Source organism: Paenibacillus sp. P3E, from assembly GCF_001909045.1.
GTDB lineage: Bacteria > Bacillota > Bacilli > Paenibacillales > Paenibacillaceae > Paenibacillus_AQ > Paenibacillus_AQ helianthi.
Genome location: NZ_LVWH01000014.1, coordinates 52,390 through 72,742, shown reverse-complemented (window position 1 = coordinate 72,742; position 20,353 = coordinate 52,390). Strand labels below are relative to the sequence as shown.

The 20,353-nt window shown below is 51.3% G+C and carries 15 protein-coding genes; 3 read left to right on the top strand and 12 right to left on the bottom strand.

Features of this window, described 5'->3' with window-relative positions:
• Positions 1 to 4: 4 nt before the first annotated feature.
• The 5 genes from A3842_RS03585 to A3842_RS03565 form a co-directional block, all read right to left on the bottom strand.
• Positions 5 to 754, bottom strand: coding sequence for a prepilin peptidase (locus A3842_RS03585; protein WP_074100463.1), 750 nt, complete (start codon positions 752 to 754; stop codon positions 5 to 7).
• Between the two features lie 85 nt (positions 755 to 839).
• On the bottom strand, positions 840 to 1,316 hold the full coding sequence (locus A3842_RS03580) for a type IV pilin protein (RefSeq protein WP_256701479.1): 477 nt from the start codon (positions 1,314 to 1,316) through the stop codon (positions 840 to 842).
• 134 nt (positions 1,317 to 1,450) lie between these two features.
• Positions 1,451 to 2,656 carry a type II secretion system F family protein gene (locus A3842_RS03575; protein WP_074087264.1) on the bottom strand — a complete coding sequence of 402 codons (1,206 nt, stop codon included), beginning with the start codon at positions 2,654 to 2,656 and terminating at the stop codon, positions 1,451 to 1,453.
• Positions 2,656 to 3,705 carry a type IV pilus twitching motility protein PilT gene (locus A3842_RS03570; RefSeq protein ID WP_074100462.1) on the bottom strand — a complete coding sequence of 350 codons (1,050 nt, stop codon included), beginning with the start codon at positions 3,703 to 3,705 and terminating at the stop codon, positions 2,656 to 2,658. Before A3842_RS03570 ends, A3842_RS03575 begins: the two co-directional genes overlap by 1 nt.
• A 47-nt stretch (positions 3,706 to 3,752) precedes the next feature.
• The gene (locus A3842_RS03565; RefSeq protein WP_074100461.1) at positions 3,753 to 5,417 is read right to left on the bottom strand and encodes a GspE/PulE family protein; all 1,665 of its coding nucleotides are present in this window, start codon (positions 5,415 to 5,417) and stop codon (positions 3,753 to 3,755) included.
• 357 nt (positions 5,418 to 5,774) lie between these two features.
• On the opposite strand from A3842_RS03565, the gene A3842_RS03560 reads away from it, so the two are divergent.
• Positions 5,775 to 10,331 (top strand): collagen-binding domain-containing protein, encoded by a 4,557-nt coding sequence (locus A3842_RS03560; protein WP_074100460.1) that lies wholly within the window; start codon positions 5,775 to 5,777, stop codon positions 10,329 to 10,331.
• 106 nt (positions 10,332 to 10,437) lie between these two features.
• Here A3842_RS03560 and A3842_RS03555 read toward each other — a convergent pair whose 3' ends face one another.
• From A3842_RS03555 to A3842_RS03545, 3 genes are read right to left on the bottom strand one after another with little or no spacing between them, the layout of a single operon-like run.
• Positions 10,438 to 12,219, bottom strand: coding sequence for a hypothetical protein (locus tag A3842_RS03555; protein WP_074100459.1), 1,782 nt, complete (start codon positions 12,217 to 12,219; stop codon positions 10,438 to 10,440).
• A 14-nt stretch (positions 12,220 to 12,233) separates the two neighbouring features.
• Entirely contained in the window at positions 12,234 to 12,773 is a 540-nt protein-coding gene (locus A3842_RS03550) for a PilW family protein (protein WP_074100458.1), read from the bottom strand.
• Positions 12,757 to 13,383: a type IV pilus modification PilV family protein gene (locus tag A3842_RS03545; RefSeq protein ID WP_074087270.1), complete on the bottom strand. Its 627-nt coding sequence runs from the start codon at positions 13,381 to 13,383 to the stop codon at positions 12,757 to 12,759. The genes A3842_RS03550 and A3842_RS03545 overlap by 17 nt, the downstream gene beginning before the upstream one ends.
• A gap of 267 nt (positions 13,384 to 13,650) precedes the next feature.
• Here A3842_RS03545 and A3842_RS03540 point away from each other — a divergent pair, with 267 nt between their 5' ends.
• Together A3842_RS03540 and A3842_RS33155 are read left to right on the top strand one after the other, a co-directional pair.
• Complete coding sequence (locus A3842_RS03540; RefSeq protein ID WP_074100457.1) at positions 13,651 to 14,436, top strand: alpha/beta hydrolase; 786 nt, start codon at positions 13,651 to 13,653, stop codon at positions 14,434 to 14,436.
• A gap of 23 nt (positions 14,437 to 14,459) precedes the next feature.
• Positions 14,460 to 14,585, top strand: coding sequence for a hypothetical protein (locus A3842_RS33155; RefSeq protein ID WP_256701477.1), 126 nt, complete (start codon positions 14,460 to 14,462; stop codon positions 14,583 to 14,585).
• Positions 14,586 to 14,851: 266 nt separating this feature from the next.
• Here A3842_RS33155 and argH read toward each other — a convergent pair whose 3' ends face one another.
• The 4 genes from argH to A3842_RS03520 all read right to left on the bottom strand — a co-directional run bounded on the left by argH (position 14,852) and on the right by A3842_RS03520 (position 20,339).
• Complete coding sequence (gene argH, locus A3842_RS03535; protein ID WP_074100456.1) at positions 14,852 to 16,267, bottom strand: argininosuccinate lyase; 1,416 nt, start codon at positions 16,265 to 16,267, stop codon at positions 14,852 to 14,854.
• Between the two features lie 109 nt (positions 16,268 to 16,376).
• Positions 16,377 to 17,612 carry an argininosuccinate synthase gene (locus A3842_RS03530; protein WP_074100455.1) on the bottom strand — a complete coding sequence of 412 codons (1,236 nt, stop codon included), beginning with the start codon at positions 17,610 to 17,612 and terminating at the stop codon, positions 16,377 to 16,379.
• A 373-nt stretch (positions 17,613 to 17,985) separates the two neighbouring features.
• On the bottom strand, positions 17,986 to 18,954 hold the full coding sequence (gene argF, locus A3842_RS03525; protein WP_074100454.1) for an ornithine carbamoyltransferase: 969 nt from the start codon (positions 18,952 to 18,954) through the stop codon (positions 17,986 to 17,988).
• A 122-nt stretch (positions 18,955 to 19,076) separates the two neighbouring features.
• On the bottom strand, positions 19,077 to 20,339 hold the full coding sequence (locus A3842_RS03520; protein ID WP_256701476.1) for an aspartate aminotransferase family protein: 1,263 nt from the start codon (positions 20,337 to 20,339) through the stop codon (positions 19,077 to 19,079).
• Positions 20,340 to 20,353: the final 14 nt, after the last annotated feature.

Here is a 20,353-nt window from a genome sequence, read left to right as displayed (position 1 = left end):
CCTCCTAACCGATAAACGAGAGATACGCACCGATGATGTCCGAACCATACACAACAGCAAGCAGGGTGCCTGTCACCAGAAAAGGCCCAAAAGGCACATGCTGTTTTTTGCCGATAACGCCAACTAGCTGTAAACATCCTCCCACCGCAGCACCGAGTGCGCAGGCTATTAGAAAGGCCAGAATGACACCTTGCCAGCCGACAACCCAGCCCAGCAGCGCAAACAGCTTAACATCGCCCATCCCCATGCCGCCAAACAGAGCCATCAGCAAAAGAATTCCGCCGCCGCTCAACGCGCCAAGCAAATTATCCCAAAGTACCCCGTCCCCCATCCAAGGCACCAGCACAAGAAAGAGAGGCAGAAAAAAGAGCAGCACTTTGTTGGGAATCAGCATGTAATTCAGATCGGCTACCGTGATGATGACTGACAGGCTTGCCAGCAGCAGGCCTGCGATTCCTTTCAGCGTAAGCCCCAGCTCCAGATACATCCACAGGAACAGTAGCCCGGTAGCCGCTTCTCCAAGCGGATATACAGGAGATACCTTCGCTCCGCAGTGACGGCATTTCCCGCCGGATAATAAATAGCTGAATACCGGAATCAAATCCCGTGCGCCAAGCCTGGTATTGCACTTAGGACACCGCGATGGCGGATGCACCAGCGATTCACCCACAGGTACCCGCAATCCCACAACATTAAAGAATGAGCCTAGTACCAGGCCGAGTAACATAATATAGCTTGCGATTATTATAGTCATAGTGGTGTAGTTCCCTTTCGGGGATTGTGAAAAAGGAACCGGAATGGGTCCGATTCCTTTGGACTTCTAAAAATAGCGGTTAGGACTATCTGCTTGATCCTGGTTTTCCACTCATTACTTCATCAGCACTAAATGGAGTCGGATCTGTCGAAGCTGTTGTAGTTAATGTAACTTGATTTAATGTGCCATCTGTATTAAAAGTTACAGTCCCACCATCAATTTTATCTTTAGTACTAGGTAAATAAAGCGGGTCTTCTAGATATCCCTTAGCTTGCAAGGTACCAGCAGTTGCCTTTGGTCCAATTGTGACAGTTAGACCTGGAGTAGAAGTGAACTTACCTTCCAATTCTGAAGTTACATAAAGACGTGCCGCATCATATACCTGTCTAGCTGTAGCAACATCAGCATCTTTTCTGGATTTAGATATAACATTAGTAATCATAGGAATCGCAATCACTGCAATAATACCCAAAATAACGATAACCGCCAAAAGCTCAATCAGTGTAAACCCCTTTTGATTTTCTTCCTTGCTGAGTCTTCTTTTCATTGCCTGTGCCAACATTTGATTTCCCCCTTGATATTTAGTAGTGGTATGTCGCAACAATTCCCCCATCTTCGAGCACCAGCAAAAACTCTTGGACTACGCGCCGCCCTCCCCGGCGTTACCCCTTTCCATATGTACAACGAAGCGCAAGGTCACATATTGCTATATAGACTGAACATCGGCAGCATAATGGCTGCCACAATAACCCCTACCACACCTGCCAGAAAAGCAATCAGCAGCGGCTCCAGCAGTGACTTCAGCCGGTCGACCGTGTTCTCTACGTCCATTTCGTAGAAGTCGGCCACCTTGGACAGCATCGTGTCGAGTGCCCCGGTCTCTTCTCCGATGGCAATCATCTGTGTAACCAGCGGCGGAAACACCCAGGCCTTCTTCAGCGGCTCGGAGAGCGGATTACCCTGACGCAAGGAATCACCAGCGCTGCGGATGTACTGTCCAATTACTTTGTTGCCCGCCACCTCCTCCACAATCGCCAGCGATTGCAGAATCGGGACAGAGCTGGCATAGAGTGACGAGAACGTGCGGGTGAACTGGGCGATCGAGCCTTTCTGATTCAGCTTGCCGAACACCGGTACCTTCAGCTTGGCATAATCAATCGCATACGCCCCCCGCTCCGTCCGTTTGGCCACCTGGAAGGCAGTCACCAGCAGCAGCACGCCAAACAGCCAGAAATACCACTGTCCCTGAATACTTTTACTGAGAGCCAGCACCAGCTTGGTAATCGCCGGCAGCTCCGCGTTCATCGACTCGAACATGGTGACGAACTGTGGCACAATCGCCCACAGAAGATATATAACTGCCCCAATAGCCATCACTCCGACAGTTATAGGATAGGTTAGCGCGGATTTGATCTTCTCAGTTGTCGTGTGCTGCTTCTCAAAGAACATCGCAAGCCGCTCAAGCGTACCTTCCATATTGCCGGACTCCTCACCTGCACGAATCATGCTGACGAACAGCGGAGGGAAAATCTTCTTATGGTCCTGCACCGCCTGGGAGAATGAAATCCCCCGCATCAGGCTGGAGCTGACATCCTGCAGCGCTTTGCGCAGCGGTTTGCTCTCCGTCTGTTCTGCCAGAATCCGGGTACCCTCCAGGATGGACACCCCGGCACGCATCAGTGTAGCGAACTGGCGGCAGTAAATAATGAAATGGATCGTCTTGACCGGCTTTCCGATATAGAGCTCCATTTGCAGAATAGAGGTCTTACGTTCCACCAGAGAAAATACGGTCAGGCCGCGCTTACGCAGCTCCTCCATCGCAGCCGGCTTATCTGAAGCAGTCAGCTTGCCTTTGATCGGCCTGCCTGCGGCAGTTTTTACCTGATATTCAAACAGAGCCATCAGGCGTTCACCTCATTTATGTATACTTTGGCCGCTTCCGGGCGAACAAGCCCCTGTGCCAAATAGTCACGTATGCTCATCTCCAGCGTGTGCATACCCAGCGTGCGGCTCGTCTGCATGACATTCTTGATCTGATGAGTCTTGTCGGTGCGGATCAAATTGGCAACAGCCGGAGTATTCACCAGTATCTCCGTTGCGCACAGGCGTCCCCGGCCGCCGGCTCTTGGCAATAATCGCTGGCTGATGACAGCAAGCATGACGGATGCAAGCTGGGAGCGGATTTGCCCCTGCTGCTGTCCCGGAAAAGCATCGATGATCCGGTCAATCGTCTGCGGTGCATCTGTTGTGTGCAGCGTGGCAAGTACCAGATGCCCTGTTTCTGCGGCTGTGATGGCCGCAGCCATCGTCTCCAGATCACGCATCTCCCCGACAAGAATCACATCAGGGTCCTGCCGGAGTGCGGCACGCAGTCCGCTCGCGAAGCTTCCGGTGTCACTGCCCACTTCCCTCTGATCCACCAGGCATTTGCAATGCCTGTGAAGAAACTCGATGGGATCTTCAAGGGTAACGATATGCTTGCTCTCCGATTGATTAATGGAGTGGATCATAGCGGCGAGCGTGGAGGATTTCCCGCTGCCCGTCGGGCCGGTAACCAGAATGAGGCCTTGGGGTTTAGCCGCCAGGGAAGCCAAAAGTGGTGGCATGCCCAATTGCTCCAGAGAAGGAATCTCTGCCGGAATCGACCGGGCGGCAATGCTGATGCCGCTGCGCTGCCGGTAGACATTCACCCGGTATCTGACCCCATTATCCAGCGGAAAGGAGAAGTCGATCTCTCCCGCCTCATCAAAAACCTTACTATGGCGCTCCCCCATCAGTATTCCGGCCATAGCTGCTGACTCCCCGGATGTGACAAGCTCTCCTTCAATGGGTTGAAGTGTGCCGTCAATCCGTATCACCGGCGGAGAGCCTACAGAGATGTGCAGATCAGAGGCTTTGGAAGAATATGCAGCGTGCAGCAGTTGAACTATGTCTCTCGTCGATGTCGGCATGGTCTTCCTCCTCCCTTAACACTCTCGATGAATCATTGAAGTTCAAATTAGTGGGACACCGTTTCGCGCATAACCTCCTGAAGCGTGGTCATGCCTTGCGCAACCTTGAGAAAGCCGTCATCCATCAACTGCACAAGCCCATGCTTCCGGGCAGCCCCCTTCAAATCTTCGACCGGGGCCATGTTTGTAATCAGTTCCCGCATAGAGTCATCAATCGTCAGTACCTCGTGAATAGCGATACGTCCGCGGTAGCCCGTCGTATTGCAGCTGCCGCAGCCCCGGCCGCGGTGCAGACTTTCTACCGGCAGGCCATGCCTACGGAGCACTATTGCCTCCTGTTCGGACGGCTTATACGTTTCCTTGCAGTCATTACAGATCTTACGGACTAGCCGCTGGGCGACTACCCCGATCAGCGAGGATGCGATGAGGTACGGCTCGATCCCCATATCCCGAAGCCTGGAAATGGTGCTGATAGCATCATTGGTGTGCAGCGTCGACAACACAAGGTGGCCTGTCAGCGAGGCTCGAACGGCAATCTCAGCGGTCTCCGTATCGCGGATCTCCCCAACCATGACGATATTCGGATCCTGCCGCAGAATGGAGCGGAGCCCGGCCGCAAAGGTCAATCCGACCGCAGGATTGACATGAACCTGATTGACTCCTTCCAGCTGATACTCCACCGGGTCTTCAACGGTAATAATATTGGTGCTTTCCACATTAAGCTGGCTCAGTGCAGAATACAGGGTCGTCGTTTTCCCGCTGCCGGTGGGGCCGGTAATCAGCAGAATGCCGTAGGGCCTGGCGATCATTTCCCTGAAGGCTGCAGCATTCCGCTCGCTGAAGCCGAGATTTTCCACCGTTTTGATGCCTAAGCTTAAATCCAGCAGCCGGAGCACGATTTTCTCCCCGTGCATGGTCGGCAGTGAGGATACACGGATATCGACCATTTTGTAGTCGAACTGCATCTTGATCCTTCCGTCCTGCGGCAGCCGCCGCTCCGCGATATTCAGCTTGGCCATGATCTTCAGCCTGGCCGTAATAAAGCCCTGCATCTGCTTCGGAATCACCCGTTCTGTCCGCAGTGATCCGTCGATCCGGTAACGGATCGTAAGATGGTTCTCACCCGGATCGACATGAATATCGGAAGCACGCAGTGCAACGGCCTGCTGGATCATCTGGTTGACCAGCCTGACAATCGGTGAATCCTCGTCCGTGATTTCAGTTTCTTCAATTTCTTCCTGGGTCGGCAGCTCTACCATCATCTGGCTCATCGAATCACGCATGCCGTAATGACGGGCTATAGCCCGCTGAAGCTCATCCCGGGTGGAAATAGCAGGTTCAATCCGAAATCCGGTACTCATCCGCAGGTCTTCAATAGCGAAATAATCCAGAGGATCAGCCATGGCAACCATCAGTTTGCCGCCCTCTTTCATAAAAGGCAGAACCTGATAGCGCTTGGCCATGCTCTCCGGAATAATCTGTGTAATGGCCGGATCAATCTGATATTTGAACAAGCTGACATGCGGAATACCGAGCTGAAATTCCAGCACTTCAATAAGCTGTTGTTCAGTAATGTAACCTTGTGAGATCAACAGATCACCGAGCTTGCGTTTGCTCTTTCTCTGTTCACCGAGAGCCTCCACCAGTTGATCCTGAGAGATGATCCCATTCTCTACCAGCAGATCTCCAAGTCTCTTTTTTATGATTGGCAACGTCTGCTCATCTCCACACTATCTAGTTTTAGTTTCCAGTCAGATAAGCAAGGTAACATAGTTTCGCGGAAAAGTAGTTCTAAACTACTACTCTTCTAAATTAACAGGTGAAAATATGTAATTCAGTAAGATTCATTCAAGGAAATCAGTAATAAATTGCCGAAAAGTAGTTCCAATTTCTTAAAATTCAGGGTATTATTTCATAGATAATTATTGCCTATACATGTAAATTGTCCTAGAATGATATATAGCATATAACTGTTTTTTTTACAATTCCGATTTCCATTTCTGGTCAATTTCATACAAGATTCGTAGTTTATAGCAAATATTCAATCTATTATTCGGGGGGAATTGGAGATGGAATTCATAAGGCGGAGAAAATGGATCTTTATCCCTGGAATCGCACTGCCGATTCTTTTGATCGCCGCTTTTATTCAAGGTTATGTATTGCCTGTGAATGCTTCCGACAATCATTACTCAATCCGCATTCTGGAGATTACCGATCCAACCAGCCCGAGCCTGAAGCTGAGTTCTACTGACCTATTCCCCCAAAGCGAGCTGGACGCTCTGCACAATCAGCCCAACGTCCAGATCGACACCATGACCATGAAGAAGTTCGTCTCGCTGCGTGAGAACTGGGACGGCAAGTATGACGCTGTCTATATCGGCAAAGGCGATTTCAACACAGCAAAAGTCAACAGCACAGGCAGCAGCAGCAACGATGCTCGAAGCAAAGCCCATAACACCACAAGTGTGGAGAATGACATCACCCTCCTTAAGGCTAAGGAAATAACCGATTATTACATCAACAAAGGCTTATATGTATTTTTCAGAAACGAGACTTTCGACGCGCAGGAATCATCCGTTGCCAAACAAGGCCATTTGTATGCCTCTTTCAATACATACCGTACAGCATCAGGCTCCAAATCCAATGTCGTTTTCCTTCCAAATCTGACGGGTCTGAACGCCTTTACTAATAAAATAATAGACGCCTCTTCACCCTTTATAGCCGGCCTGACCCAGCGGCCAAGACTCACGCTAACCAATAAGGAAAATATTGTAAGCTACCGCGATAAGCCTGATCATGTCTACATATCCGGGGACACCCTTAGCTTCGACGTCAAGCTGAACAATGTTTCTGACTTCACGCTACATCCCATAAGGGTCCGCTTGTTCATCAATGTGGATTCTTCACTGCCTATGACCGAAAACAATGTCGTCGCTACCGAAATGATGACCTCTTCGTCGGGCACAATCCGCTATAAACTGCCATCAACCTATTCAGGTCCGCTATACTGGAAAATGGAAATCAGCGATACCCTTACCGGATTAAAGGATTTCGACGCAGATGTTATCCGGTACAGAGGGATTAAACCGGAGATTCATGTTCTTCAGGTTATGCCTGCTGACAAACCGGACAGCAATCTGCTGAGCACGACCAACAAGAACATGACTGCCTCCTACTTGTCTAATACCGATTACGAACTGAAAATCACTGTGCTCGACATGAAAGGGTTCAACAACTACATCGCCCAGCATATCAGCGCCATGGACCAGACCTCTGGTCTGAACGGCAACTACGATATGATCGTGTTTGGCTTTCAGGATATGTACGACCGCGTAACCACACCGATGCTATCCCATGCTGCCGCCGATGCGGTGAAGGCCTTTGCCGAAGAAACCCGGCAAAGCCTGATGCTGACGCATGATACCATTTTCCGCGAGGTTGATGCGAATCCGGCTACACCCGTATTGGACCCGTACGTGGAGAGTACCACCAATGGTGTTAAGAACTACAACTACTGGAGTTCATACTTCCATGACATGGTGGGACAAGCTTTACCCCGGACCTACCTGGGCGGTCAAGCAGTCAATCCTTCCACTTCAGTCGTGCCCGTTAACGAAGGGCTTTTGACACAGTATCCTTTCGATCTCGGCAAGGTTGGCTTAAGCTCAAGCACGGGACGATACACGGTGGCTACGACTCATGACCAGTTCTTCCCGCTGAATCTGGAACGGGCCGATGTCATTCCCTGGTACAACATTTCCGGATCGAACCGGGATACCGATGACAGCTACAACCATTTCTACACGTATTCAGTAGGTAACATCACCTTTTCCGGTACGGGCCATACCAACAGGAACTTTCCCCAATGGGAGCAGATGCTGTTCGTAAATACAATGTACCGTGCCTTCACCGGAGCCAATCACGCCCCCGAAATTACAGTAGCCATGCCGCAGGATCACAGCACCAAACCGTCCTACCAGAACAAGCTCGTTGTCAGCTATACCGTCAATGACTGGGATCTCAAAGATAAGAATCTGATCACCGGCATCAAGTTCAAGACAGGTAATGCATACTTGACTGATTATGTGATGGCCGACAAGACTGTGCAGTCCGGGGAGACGGTAACGCAAACCTTCAACAATCCGCTGCCCGCCGGTGGTGCTCTGCAAATTGAGATTACGGCAAGGGACAGCCAAGGAGCTCTGGCAACCCAAACAGTGAATGTGGCGGTAGAATACGTGGAGTCCAAACTATCCCTCAGCCGGACCGTTTCGCCGGATACGGTGGAACGGGGAAAAGCTGTGACCCTTGCCTATACAATTACTCCTAACCCTATCCCGGCCTATACTGTGCCAAATGCTGAGGCCAGCAGCCAGTTGGTCATTTCAAATATCGGGTATTCCGAGAAATTCCCGGCCATGCTGGAGTTTACGGAGCCTCTGCCGGCAGGAATCACCAAGAGCGGCAGCCTTGCGGAGGGATACACACTAACGGGGAGCTTAGCTGATATCAGGTATGTATTATCCAGGGATGGAACAACTTTTGAGCCCGAGTCCAATCAACCTGTCACGTTCAATCTGACCGCTGTCCCAAGGGAGAAGCGCTCTTATGATCTGGCTGAGTGGAGTTCAAAATTGACGTACTATGAGGTACATTCCGTGAAGACGGGGGGAAATACTTCCGAGGTATTTGATAATATAAATACACTCAGCAATGAATATAACGCGTTCATCTTAGGAAATGTGAATTTGAGGAGTACCAGCACGGAAGGTCGTATCGCCGCGGCCGGCAATGCAGAGTTCACCAGCTACAGTCTGAATGGACATGGGGGCACCCGCAGTAATGCATTGGTCGTGGGAGGGAACTTTATCTTCAACGGAGGAAACGGCGCTGCCATCCGCGGGAACGTCACCTATGGGGGCACCTCGACCATTACGCCGAACAATTCCGTTACGGGTACCGTAACCCAAGGGGCTCCCATCAACTTCGCAGACAGCCAGAAGCTCCTGCTTCGCCAGTCCCAAGCCCTTGGCTCTTTAACGGCAAACGGCAGTGTGGACAGCTATCTTAATTTTACAGGTACAGATAATAATCGGAATGTTTTTGAGGTCAGAACAACTGTATTGAATAATATAAAAATCAAAGCTCCCCAAAGCTCGACCGTTATCATCAATGTACATGGTGAATCCGTCTCGATTTCGGGCGGGTTTGATTTAACGGATATACAGAGCAATCATATTATTCTCAATTTTCCGGAGGCCACATCCGTAACCATCAACGGTGTTGGAGTCCAAGCAAGCGTGCTTGCTCCTGTAGCCAGTGTGCAGTTCGATAATGGTCAGCTTACCGGAACCCTTATCGCCAAAGAGCTGAGTATCCATAACGGAGGCTATCTGAGGCTCGGGGCATTTACCGGGACTCTTCCAGAGGTAGTGAAGGACCCGGAACCTGTCTATCCGCAGAAAACGATCTACTTTAATCCGGCAAGCTTCAAAGCGATTGTTAAGGTAACAGAGCTCACCCTGCAGAATGCGCGGATTAATGTAGACACTGAACTGGGGATGAAACCCATGGTCACGGTCCTCCCTGACGATGCAGACAACAAGGAGGTCTCCTGGTTATCCCTCAATCCCGAAGTTGCTACAGTAACCGATGAGGGAGTAGTGAAAGGGCTTCAGGCTGGTACCGCCACTATTCAAATTAGGGCAAGAGACGGCAGCGGCATCACGGCAAGCGCTTCTGTGGAGGTAATTTCTCCCGACCTTAACATTATCGGTGCCAACACGGCTTATGTGGGGGAAGAGGCCCGCTTTGAAGCTCTGTACAGTACCGCTGATGAGATTACGGGGTATGAATGGAAAATCAAACCGGGAAGCGATACCGCCGGGGCAGATTTGGTGGTATCTCCCGATTCACCCTTGAAGAACCATGCTATTCTGGTGGCTGATCACTCCGGTCAGGCTACGCTCGTGGCACAGGTTAATACCAATGTCTCGCCTGCCGGGGCCGCCACCAAAGAGCTTACGGTGACCTTCACGAATCCGGTACGCCAAATCAGGATTGATGGATTGTCACTGGTCAACGTCGGGCAGCAAATCCCGCTGCAGGTACGGGTGATTACACCAGCCAATGCAGATCCTGCAGTCTACACCTGGAGTCTGGAAGGCGACGGTGGAACCTACGCAGAAATGATTAACGGCACGGACACCAGCAGCATTCAACTAAAAGGATTAAAGGTCACCGCAACGGACCACCCTATCACCGTTAAAGTTACTACACCGGGACCGGTGCCGGAACAACCGGTAACGGCCACGGCAACCCTCACCGTAGGTGCCAGATTAACCGGCCTTAACCTGCCGGACTCGATTAGCATTGGAGTAGGGAATGAGAACTCACACAACTTATTCAATGTCCATGATCTTACCCTGTTTCCTGAGAGCATGACACTGGCAGATATCCAGGGCAAACTGGAATGGACGAGCAGCAACCCGGCCGTAGTGACAGTACAGGACGGACTTATTACCGGACTCGTCAAAGGCTCTGCCTCCGTCACCGCTGTCTATAAGGACGATCCTTCCATTCAAGATACCATCCTGGTCAAAGTCACCAATGAAGACCGCTATTAAGTAACCATACCCAAACACCTCCCTGCTGCCTACAGCATCTTGTGCTGATAGGCAACAGGGGGGTGTTCATGTATCTGCTGAAGCCCCACTTAACTATGGATTCTGCTCAATTCAGCTTCAATCCTTCTACACGGATATTGACTGCTTTGACACGGGGGAGACCTGCCTGTTGATCGTTGAAGATCTGGTCATTATAGGAAGCTTTGAACCGGATCAGGCGGTTGTCGGGGATAATGTTGATATCGCTTGTGCCACCAGCCGCACTACCCCGCACTGCATTTATGGTTAGATCGCCCTTGGCGAAGAACCCCCCGCTCAGTGAGAAGATCGAGCCCACACCATACAGCTCCGCTGCGGAATCTGTATAGAAAAAAGCATCGAGCGGCGCCGGTTCATCATTGGTGAAAGCGGCCAGCCGGTTGATCAGAATCGGGCCTTGCGAGATAAGCACCAGTTCCTTGCCGTTCAAACCCTTAATCGACGCATCCTCCACGGTGGTCGTATATTCTTCTTGCCCGTTGATGACTTGCGGCTTCTTATACACAAAGAGGGTAGAATCAAACTCCACCTTGCCTCTGATCTCTACTTTGCCTGTTACGAGAATATTGGCACGTACCTGAATGGGTGTAGCGCTGCCGTAATTATTGATCCTCAGATCGCCGTCAATGATATACCAGTTGCGGGGTGAAGCCGAATTCTTAACGTTCTCCGAATACGTGATTCCCCTCAGTTCAGTACCGTCCAAGGTCAAATCTCCATCGTAAATCACTGACTTACTAGGCTGCGTAAGACGCAATACCGCATCTTCGTACTCATGTTGAAGCTCCTGCCCATGGTCAGAGATATCATTAGGGTCAGGCTTCGGCGGAAGAAGTGGATGGTCAAACAGACCGGAGTATGTGCCCGTCAGGTAGGCCGCCAGTGTACCGTTCTTCAAGTTCCTGGAAATGTCTGTTCCATTGGCTCCGCTGCCTATGGCCTCGGCGACTTTATCAATGAAGGAGGATTCGACATCCATTTCAACGAAGCTGCGGTGGTTTTTGATTTTGACATTTTCCTGCGGAATCTTGCCGGTCATCGATGTGGCAGGTGTGATTGTATCTGCTGTACGATCCGGTAACCCCTGCTCCTTATACACTAGTTTACGCAAGGATTGGACATGGGCTTCGCCCGTCAGTTCAAAGGGCTGGGATGTAAAAGTATGATTAATGGTTTTGTATGTGTATTGAGCGGTATCATTAATAGTCAGCGTATCGCCGGCGTAAATATTGCCCTGGATATAAGGTGCCCCGTTAATAGTCAGATTCTTCTCTGACCCTAATGTATATTTAAGAAAATCAGGAGATGTGTCGATAACTACCGTCTGAGTCAGCATCCGCTTTACCCCGTTGACCTCGGCCTCAGCACTCAGAGTCAGTCTGTAGCTGACAGATTGGCCTGCGTGTCCCGTTCCCGTTTTTTCCGAATGAATGCTTGTAATTTTACCGACTGCTTTTTCCCCATCGGCTTGGAGCAGATCAGTACTGGTAAGAAAACCATTGGAACCCACAGGCAGATTCTGCAGAAAGCTGTTGATTTTGTTATCCAGATCGGCTTGGCTTACGTCCACACCTTTATTAATTTCGTCATTCAGACCAGCCGTAATGTAGGCAACCGCCTCGTCCAATGTCTTTTCCGCCAGGTGAAGGCTCTGAACATCGTTCTTTCGCGTCTCTGTTCGCTGGGCCCCTCCAACCGCTGCGCTGAGCACCCCCATCCCTAGAATGGTCAGCAGCAGAACAATAAACATGACCAGCACAAGTGCGGAGCCCTGCTCTCCATGAAGATGCCGGACCGGATCTCCAAGCCTTCTCTTAAGATTCATTTTGCCCGTTAATGGTTCAGACATCGGCCCTTGGCCTCCTAAAATCCGAATTTGCTTTTCAGTTCCATGGTGTAAGTTCTGCCGTCATATTCCTGTGCCAGCTTCAGTGAGATATGAATCAGTCCGCTCTCGTAGGGAAAAGAGATCTGGGGAGCCCTCCCGTCAGCCGTAGAAGAAGAAATACCTGAACCTGAGAGACTCGAATGCACTGCAGTCCTCGGGTCATCCGGGTCAGGAGCCGCTGCTTGCGCACCGATTACAAGCTGGCCTTGTGCAAAAGCAACTTTGACCACCTCATCTGCGGCCCCTTCTCTTGTTTTCTTCAATAGAATGCCGTCGGCGGTATTTTCCACAATTTCGGGAGAAAATGTATATAGCTCATTCATAATGGAGGACATAATGATGTCTGCTTCATCTCTTAGTGAATTTTCGATCGTTATTTTGTGATAGCTTCGTATACCAAACATCGTAACCACTGAAATCATGCCGACAATCAGCGAGAAAAGCGTCATAGCGGCAATCATTTCGATCAAGGTAAAACCCCGTTCGGACTTCAAACGCTCAGCGTATTTTCTCATCCGTGATATAACCCTCCACTACCGTACTTGAAGTACGGCCTTGAGGGCCGCCGGGTCCCGTGACAGTGACTTCAACCGGAATTAAATAAGGTGCCATTTCCTTTTTGCGTTCGTCCATTTCACCCGCATCGCCGCCGCTGATTCTGCCGGCCAGCATGTCCTGATGTAGATTCGCCTGGTAGACAATGTTCACCTGATAACTGATATTATTGATTACCGGATTCAGTACGCTGGCGAGTGCATTGGCGTCCGTAACGACGGTCTGATACGCCCCACAGCTTGCCGCGGCTTCTGTAATGGGTACACAGTCTGAGGCCCGAATGCTGGAATGCCCCGGTATGGCGGGATTTGCCCCCTCTGCCTGCTTCCCCTGAAAATATAAACTCATCGTCTCAAAATCCTGCTTTTCCACATAAAACAGCGCATTACGCGCCAGGTTGACCATGATCGTTCGGTTCTGGTTCGATTTGGAGTAGGACATGGCGTTAGTGAAATAGGAGGTCAGCACCAATGAGACAATCGAGAGAATAACAATGGCTGCCAAAACCTCAATCAAGGTAAAGCCCTGCTGCCTGTTCCATAGAGGGCTATGCTTGTCCTTCCGATGCATTCCGTCAGCTCCTTGTGCCAGATTTGATCTAGCCTGCATTTAATTTGACTGCCGATGGGCCAGCTATGTACTTGTGATTTCAAAAGAATACCGTGTCTTCAGTCCTGTATCCAGATCCAAATCTATGAAACTTTATACCTATTTCCATTATATTCTTTCTATTCCTGAACCAGCAATCCTTGTGCGTAAGAATTCTAGAGATTTCTACAATTTATATCTAATTTGTGCTGTGCTATCATTTGGGCTGAATGGAAAGGAGACAACAATATGGCTTTGATCGAATGCAGGTTTTATTCGGATGTCCTGGGACTGAGCACCTCTATGACGGTGATTCTGCCGCAGCAGACCACTACACAGATCGGCATGACTAATGTAACTAAAGGCAAGCTTCACCCCACACTCTATTTATTGCACGGCATGTCGGATGACGATTCCATCTGGCTCCGCCGCACCTCCATTGAGCGTTATGTAGCCCAAATGGGGATCGCCGTGGTGATGCCGCAGGTACACCGGAGCTTTTATACGGATATGGCTGAGGGAGGACGGTACTGGACCTTTATCAGTGAAGAACTGCCGGCACTCGCCCGATCCTTTTTCCCGCTGTCACCGAAACGTGAGGATACCTTTGTGGCCGGGCTCTCGATGGGCGGTTATGGGGCGATGAAGCTGGGACTGCGTAAGCCTGAAACGTTTGCGGCAGCGGCAAGCCTGTCAGGAGCACTCGATATGGCGCATCATTTCTTGAACTGGGAGGATCCAACTAAGATGACTCCGGAGTACGAACAGATTTTTGGCAAAAAGAGTATTGAAAATACCCCCGATGATCTGCTCTGGCTGCTGAAAGAGGCCGACCGCTCCAAGGGACCTAAGCCGCTTCTCTACCAATGCTGTGGCACGGAGGATTTCCTGTACACGGACAACCAGAGCTTCCGCAAGACTTGCGCCAAAACTTCATTGTCCTTAACCTATGAGGAAGGTCCCGGCGAACACGAGTGGGGTTATTGGGATACCAAGATCCGTGATGTGCTGGCTTGGCTGCCTCTAGGTAAATGAATGAAGACCTGTACCTGAGCCAAGTGGAAAAAGTAAACTTAATTCTCACCACTCTGGCTCCTCTGCAGGTCCAAGTGGAAAAAGTAAACTTATTCCTGGCGGTCTACACCCTCACGGGTGAATTTGCTCAGATTATGCAAGTAGAATAAGTTTACTATTTCCCACAAACCTCTCAGAAAAATGATTTAAAGCTCATTTAAGTTCACTAATTCCACATTACTCCAATGAAGCTAAACATTCTAATTGGGTGTCATGGTAAAGTGAAGCCCATGCGCTCGCAATGAATTCATCAGTCTGCTTGTCTTCATTCTCTAGTGTTATAGAGCAAAAAGAGACTGTCTTCCCACATCCAGTGATGTGGCAGAAAGACAGTCCCTTGGTTCCAGCAGTCTATGTTCAGCCAATCGGCCTCTTCTTACCCTATAGTATTCACATGCTGCGCTATCCACTCACTGGTGTCGTTCAGCGCTGCTTCTGCCCGCTGGGTCGCTGCTATGACTTGCACAGATGCCGTACCGCCATAGACGTTGCGTGCATTTACAACAGCCTCTGGCTGGAGCACGGCATAGATCTGCTCATCGAACAGCGGGGAGAACTGCTTGAATTCCTCCAGTGTCAGATCCAGCAGGAATTTGCCTTCGTTAATGCAGTACAGCACCGTCTTGCCAATTACCTCGTGTGCCTGGCGGAAAGGCAGTCCTTTGCCCACCAGGAAGTCGGCGATATCGGTCGCGTTGGAGAAATCTGTATTCACGGCTTCACGCATCCGGACTTTGTTCACCTTCATGGTGGAGATCATAGGCGCGAACAGCTGCAAGGCACCCGTCAGGGTAGCTACGGTGTCGAACATGCCCTCTTTGTCTTCCTGCATATCCTTATTGTAAGCGAGCGGCAGTGACTTGAGCACAGTCAGCAGGCCGATCAGGTTCCCATAGACACGACCCGTTTTGCCGCGTACCAGCTCCGGTACATCCGGATTTTTCTTCTGCGGCATAATGCTGCTGCCTGTACAGAAGGCATCATCCAGCTCTACGAAGCTGAACTCCGTGCTGCTCCACAGCACCAGCTCCTCACTGAGCCGGGAAAGGTGAGTCATCACAAGTGCGGCGTTAGCCAAAAACTCGACGATGAAGTCACGGTCACTGACGGCATCCAGGCTGTTCTCATAGACACTGTCAAATCCGAGCTGCTCCGCCACAAAATGACGGTCAATCGGGAAGGTGGTTCCCGCAAGCGCCCCTGCTCCCAGCGGCAATACGTTGATCCGTTTGTAGCTGTCCATCAGACGCTCCGCATCGCGGCGGAACATGGACACATATGCCAGGAGGTGATGGGCGAACAGGATCGGCTGGGCACGCTGCAGATGCGTGTAACCCGGAACGATGGTCTCCACATTGTCCTTGGCTTGCCCAATCAGCGACTCCTGCAGCTCATGCAACAAGGCTACCAGTTCCACTACACGGTTACGTAGATATAGGTGCATATCCGTAGCCACCTGGTCGTTGCGGCTGCGTCCGGTGTGCAGCTTGCCGCCGACCGGGCCGATCTCCTCGATCAGATTCTTCTCGATATTCATGTGAATGTCTTCATCCGCTACGGAAAAAACAATCTCACCCGCACGTACCTTATGCAGCACCTTGTTCAATCCGTCCTTGATCGTTTCTACATCCTCCAGCGGCAGGATGCCGCATTTGCCCAGCATCGTGACATGGGCCAGACTGCCCTGCACATCCTCTTCAGCAAGTAGCTTATCGAATCCGATAGAGGCTGTGTATTCCTCCACCAGCTTGTTGGTCCCTTTGGTAAAACGTCCGCCCCACAGCTTGCTCACCTGTTGTATCCTCCTCTATTGACGTTAGAAGGGCCGCTCCTGTCCTGACGGGAGGAACGGCCTTCTGCTGTCTGCTTATGTTTGCCTTATCTATATGCCTAACGCTTATTTATTGATTCGATTCCGCCACGCCCGCAGAAACCTTCAGACGCAGGGCATTCAGGCGGATAAAACCTGTTGCATCCCCTTGATCGTAGGCCTGAGTCGGATCAGCTTCCATGGTGGCGATATCCGGATTGTACAGGCTGACCGGAGACTTCACACCGGCTCCGATGATATTGCCTTTGTACAGCTTGACGCGCACGGTGCCTGTAACGTTCTTCTGGCTTTCCTTCACCAGCGCCTGCAGTGCAAGGCGTTCAGGTGCGAACCAGAACCCGTTGTACACGAGTGTGCTGTATTTAGTAATCAGGCTGTCGCGCAGGTTCATCACTTCACGGTCCATCGTGATGGACTCCATTTTGCGGTGGGCTGTGAACAGGATCGTTCCACCCGGAGTTTCGTACACACCCCGGCTCTTCATGCCGACAAAACGGTTCTCCACCATGTCGACGCGTCCAATTCCATGCTTGCCGCCCAGCTCGTTCAGCTTCTCCATGACTTGCAGCGGAGTTAGCGGCTCGCCATTCAGTGCGATACAGTCGCCCTTGAGAAAGTCCAGCTCCAGGTATTCCGCTTGATCCGGAGCATCCTCCGGTGCGTTACTGAGAAGGAACATGCTCTTGTTCTCCGGTGCACTTGGATCGAACCAGGGATCTTCGAGCACGCCACTCTCATAGCTGATGTGCAGAAGGTTGCGGTCCATGGAATAAGGCTTGGCCGCCGAGGCCTGAACCGGAATTCCATTGGCTTCCGCATAAGCGATCATTTCTGCACGGCCCGGGAACTGGTTGCGGAATTCTTCAAGCCGCCAAGGCGCAATCACCTTGATGCTTGGCGACAAAGCTGCCGCATTCAGCTCGAAGCGCACCTGGTCATTCCCTTTGCCGGTTGCGCCATGGGCAATAGCCGTCGCACCTTCAGCAATGGCAATGTCCACCATACGCTTCGCAATCAGCGGACGGGCGATGCTGGTACCGAGCAGATACTGGCCTTCATACAAAGCGCCCGATTGGAACATCGGGTAGATGAAGTCATTAGCGAACTCGTCGCGCAGGTCATCGATATAGACCTTCGATGCGCCGGTAGCGAGGGCTTTTTCCTCCAGGCCTTCCAGCTCTTCCTTCTGTCCGATATCAGCTGTAAATGCAATAATCTCAGCGTCATACGTTTCTTTCAGCCATTTCAGGATGACCGAGGTATCCAGCCCGCCGGAATAGGCGAGCACAATTTTTTCTTTAGCCATGGGGGTGCAACTTCCTTTCGTGTGGGGGGGTATAGGACCGAACTTAGCCTGGCGTATGGAGCTTCCGGTGCCTGGACGCAACTGCGTGAAATGTTTGGACTTTCGGCCGCTGTTATAATCGGATTTCTGTGATTTTAAGCCCGCAGGCTGCGGGGGAAATCCGATTATAAAGGCGGACGCTGACGCTCCTACAGTTCCAAACTTTCACTCCGCTGCTTCGCACCAGATTCTAACGCTTAATATTAAGTTCAACCTATATAATGTTTTATATAGTATAAGATCAAGCAAGAGCCTTGCCTGACTTGCATAATCAACCTTCATTTATCCATATCGCTGCTAACTCTGAGCTTTATTTAGCCCGGTAAATCACTACTTAGCCCATCAAAGCAGCCATCAGCGCTTTCTGCGCATGCAGACGGTTTTCCGCCTGGTCGAAGATAACCGAGTTCGGGCCGTCGATTACGCCTGTGCTAACCTCTTCCTCACGGTGGGCCGGCAGGCAGTGCAGGAACAGATAGTCGCTTTTCGCGCCTTTGACCAGTTCTTCGTTGACCTGATAGTCCTTAAAGGCGGCCTCACGCGCGAGCTGCTCGGCTTCGAAGCCCATACTTGCCCATACGTCCGTGTAGATGACATCCGCGTCCTGTACGGCTTCCTGCGGGCTGCGGGTAACCACAATCACTGAGCCGGTCTCCTTGGCAATCTCGCGTGCCTCTGCCACTACAGCCGCATCGGGCTCATAGCCCTCGGGTCCGGCAATGGAGACATGCACACCCAGCTTGGCACCGCCGATCAGCAGGGAATGCGCCATATTGTTACCATCGCCGATATAAGCCAGCTTCAAGCCCTTCAGCTTGCCCTTGTGCTCATAGACGGTCTGGTAATCGGCCAGCACCTGGCAGGGATGCGCCAGATCGCTTAGTCCGTTGATGACAGGAACCGAAGCATATCGAGCCAGATCCTCCACTTTATCATGGCCGAAGGTACGGATCATAATGCCGTCCAGATAACGCGACATCACCTGTGCCGTATCGCCCACGGTTTCTCCGCGTCCGAGCTGGATATCATTTTTACTCAAGAACAGCGCATGACCTCCAAGCTGGAACATGCCCACTTCGAACGATACGCGTGTGCGGGTCGAGGATTTCTCAAAAATAAGCCCAATCGTCTTCCCCTTCAGCGGCTGGTAGACCTCACCGCTCTTCTGCTTGCGCTTAAGCTCGATCGCCAAATCAATCAAATACGTGATTTCCTCCGGGCTGTAGTCGTTCAGCTCCAGCAAATCACGGCCTTTGAGCTGCTGCGCGAGTTTTCCGGTATCGCTGTGTACTTCCTGGCTCATGAACCTGCCTCCCATTTTCCATTGTTATAGAACGTGAACTTAAGAATGTAATATACGGAGTTGCCAGAAAGCCTTAAGTATAAGGCTTCACGGCAACTCCCTGCTTCATTCTTAAGTTCATCTTATTTAGCATAAGTATGAATGAGTTCCGAAAGGATGTCCACCGCCTGGTGGATCTCCTCGGTGCTTACATACAGGTTAGGCAGCAGCCGGATGACATTCGGTCCGGCCTGTACGAACAGCAGCCCGCGTTGCTGTCCGGCCAGCACGATATCCGCTACAGGTGCCGCACATTCAATGCCGATGAGCAGGCCTTTGCCGCGGATTTCCTGCACAAAAGGTGTATCTGCCAGCTTCTCTCTAAGCAGCCCTTTCAGATATTCGCCCATTTCGGCAGCTCGCTGCGCCAGATTGTCTTCAAGCATCGTTTCGATCGTCGCTTCCATCACTGCTGCCGCAAGTGGCGTTCCGCCGAAGGTGGACGCATGGCTGCCTGGGCTGAAAGCTTCACGCAAATAACCTTTGCCAAGCATCACACCTGCGGGGAAGCCGCTGGCGACTCCTTTGGCCAGAGTGAATATATCCGGCTCAATGCCGTAGTGCTGATGCGCAAACAGCTTGCCTGTGCGGCCCATACCGGTCTGCACCTCGTCCACGATCAGCAGCAATCCGTGCTCCTTGCACAGTTCTACCACCGCATCCAGGAATTCCTGCTGCACCTCCAGCACGCCGCCCTCAGCCAAAATCATCTCCAGCATAATGGCTGCTGTATTCTCGGAAATAGCCGCCTTCAGCGCCGGAAGATCATGCAGAGGCACGGTCTTGAAGCCTGCCGGGAGCGGCAGGAAGCCTTCTTTTACCTTCTGCTGTCCGGTAGCTGTCAACGTCGCCAAGGTACGTCCATGGAAGGATTGCTCGAAGGTAATCACCTCATAGCGGCCCGTTCCCTTCACCTTCTGGTGATAACGGCGCGCCAGCTTGATCGCTGCTTCGTTCGCTTCGGCCCCGCTGTTGCAAAAGAACACCTGATCCGCACAGCTGTTAGCCGTCAGCAATGCCGCCACCCGGTCCTGCCCCGGAATGTGGAACAGGTTCGAGACATGCCACAAGGTATCAATCTGTGCCTTCAGCTTGGCCCCAACCTTCTCCGGTGCATGGCCCAGACTCGTTACAGCCAGGCCGCACATGAAATCGAGATACTTGTTGCCCTGATCATCCCATACCCAGCTGCCTTTGCCCTTGACCAGACTAATGTCGTATCTGGCGTAGGACGGGAATACCGCACTCAGCTTGGCAGGAGCAGCCTCCTGAACCTCCGTTTCCACTGAACGGTCCTGCGGCGCCCCTGTCAAAGAATCTTTTTCCGCTTGCGTAAGCTCACTCATTCTTAGTCACTCTC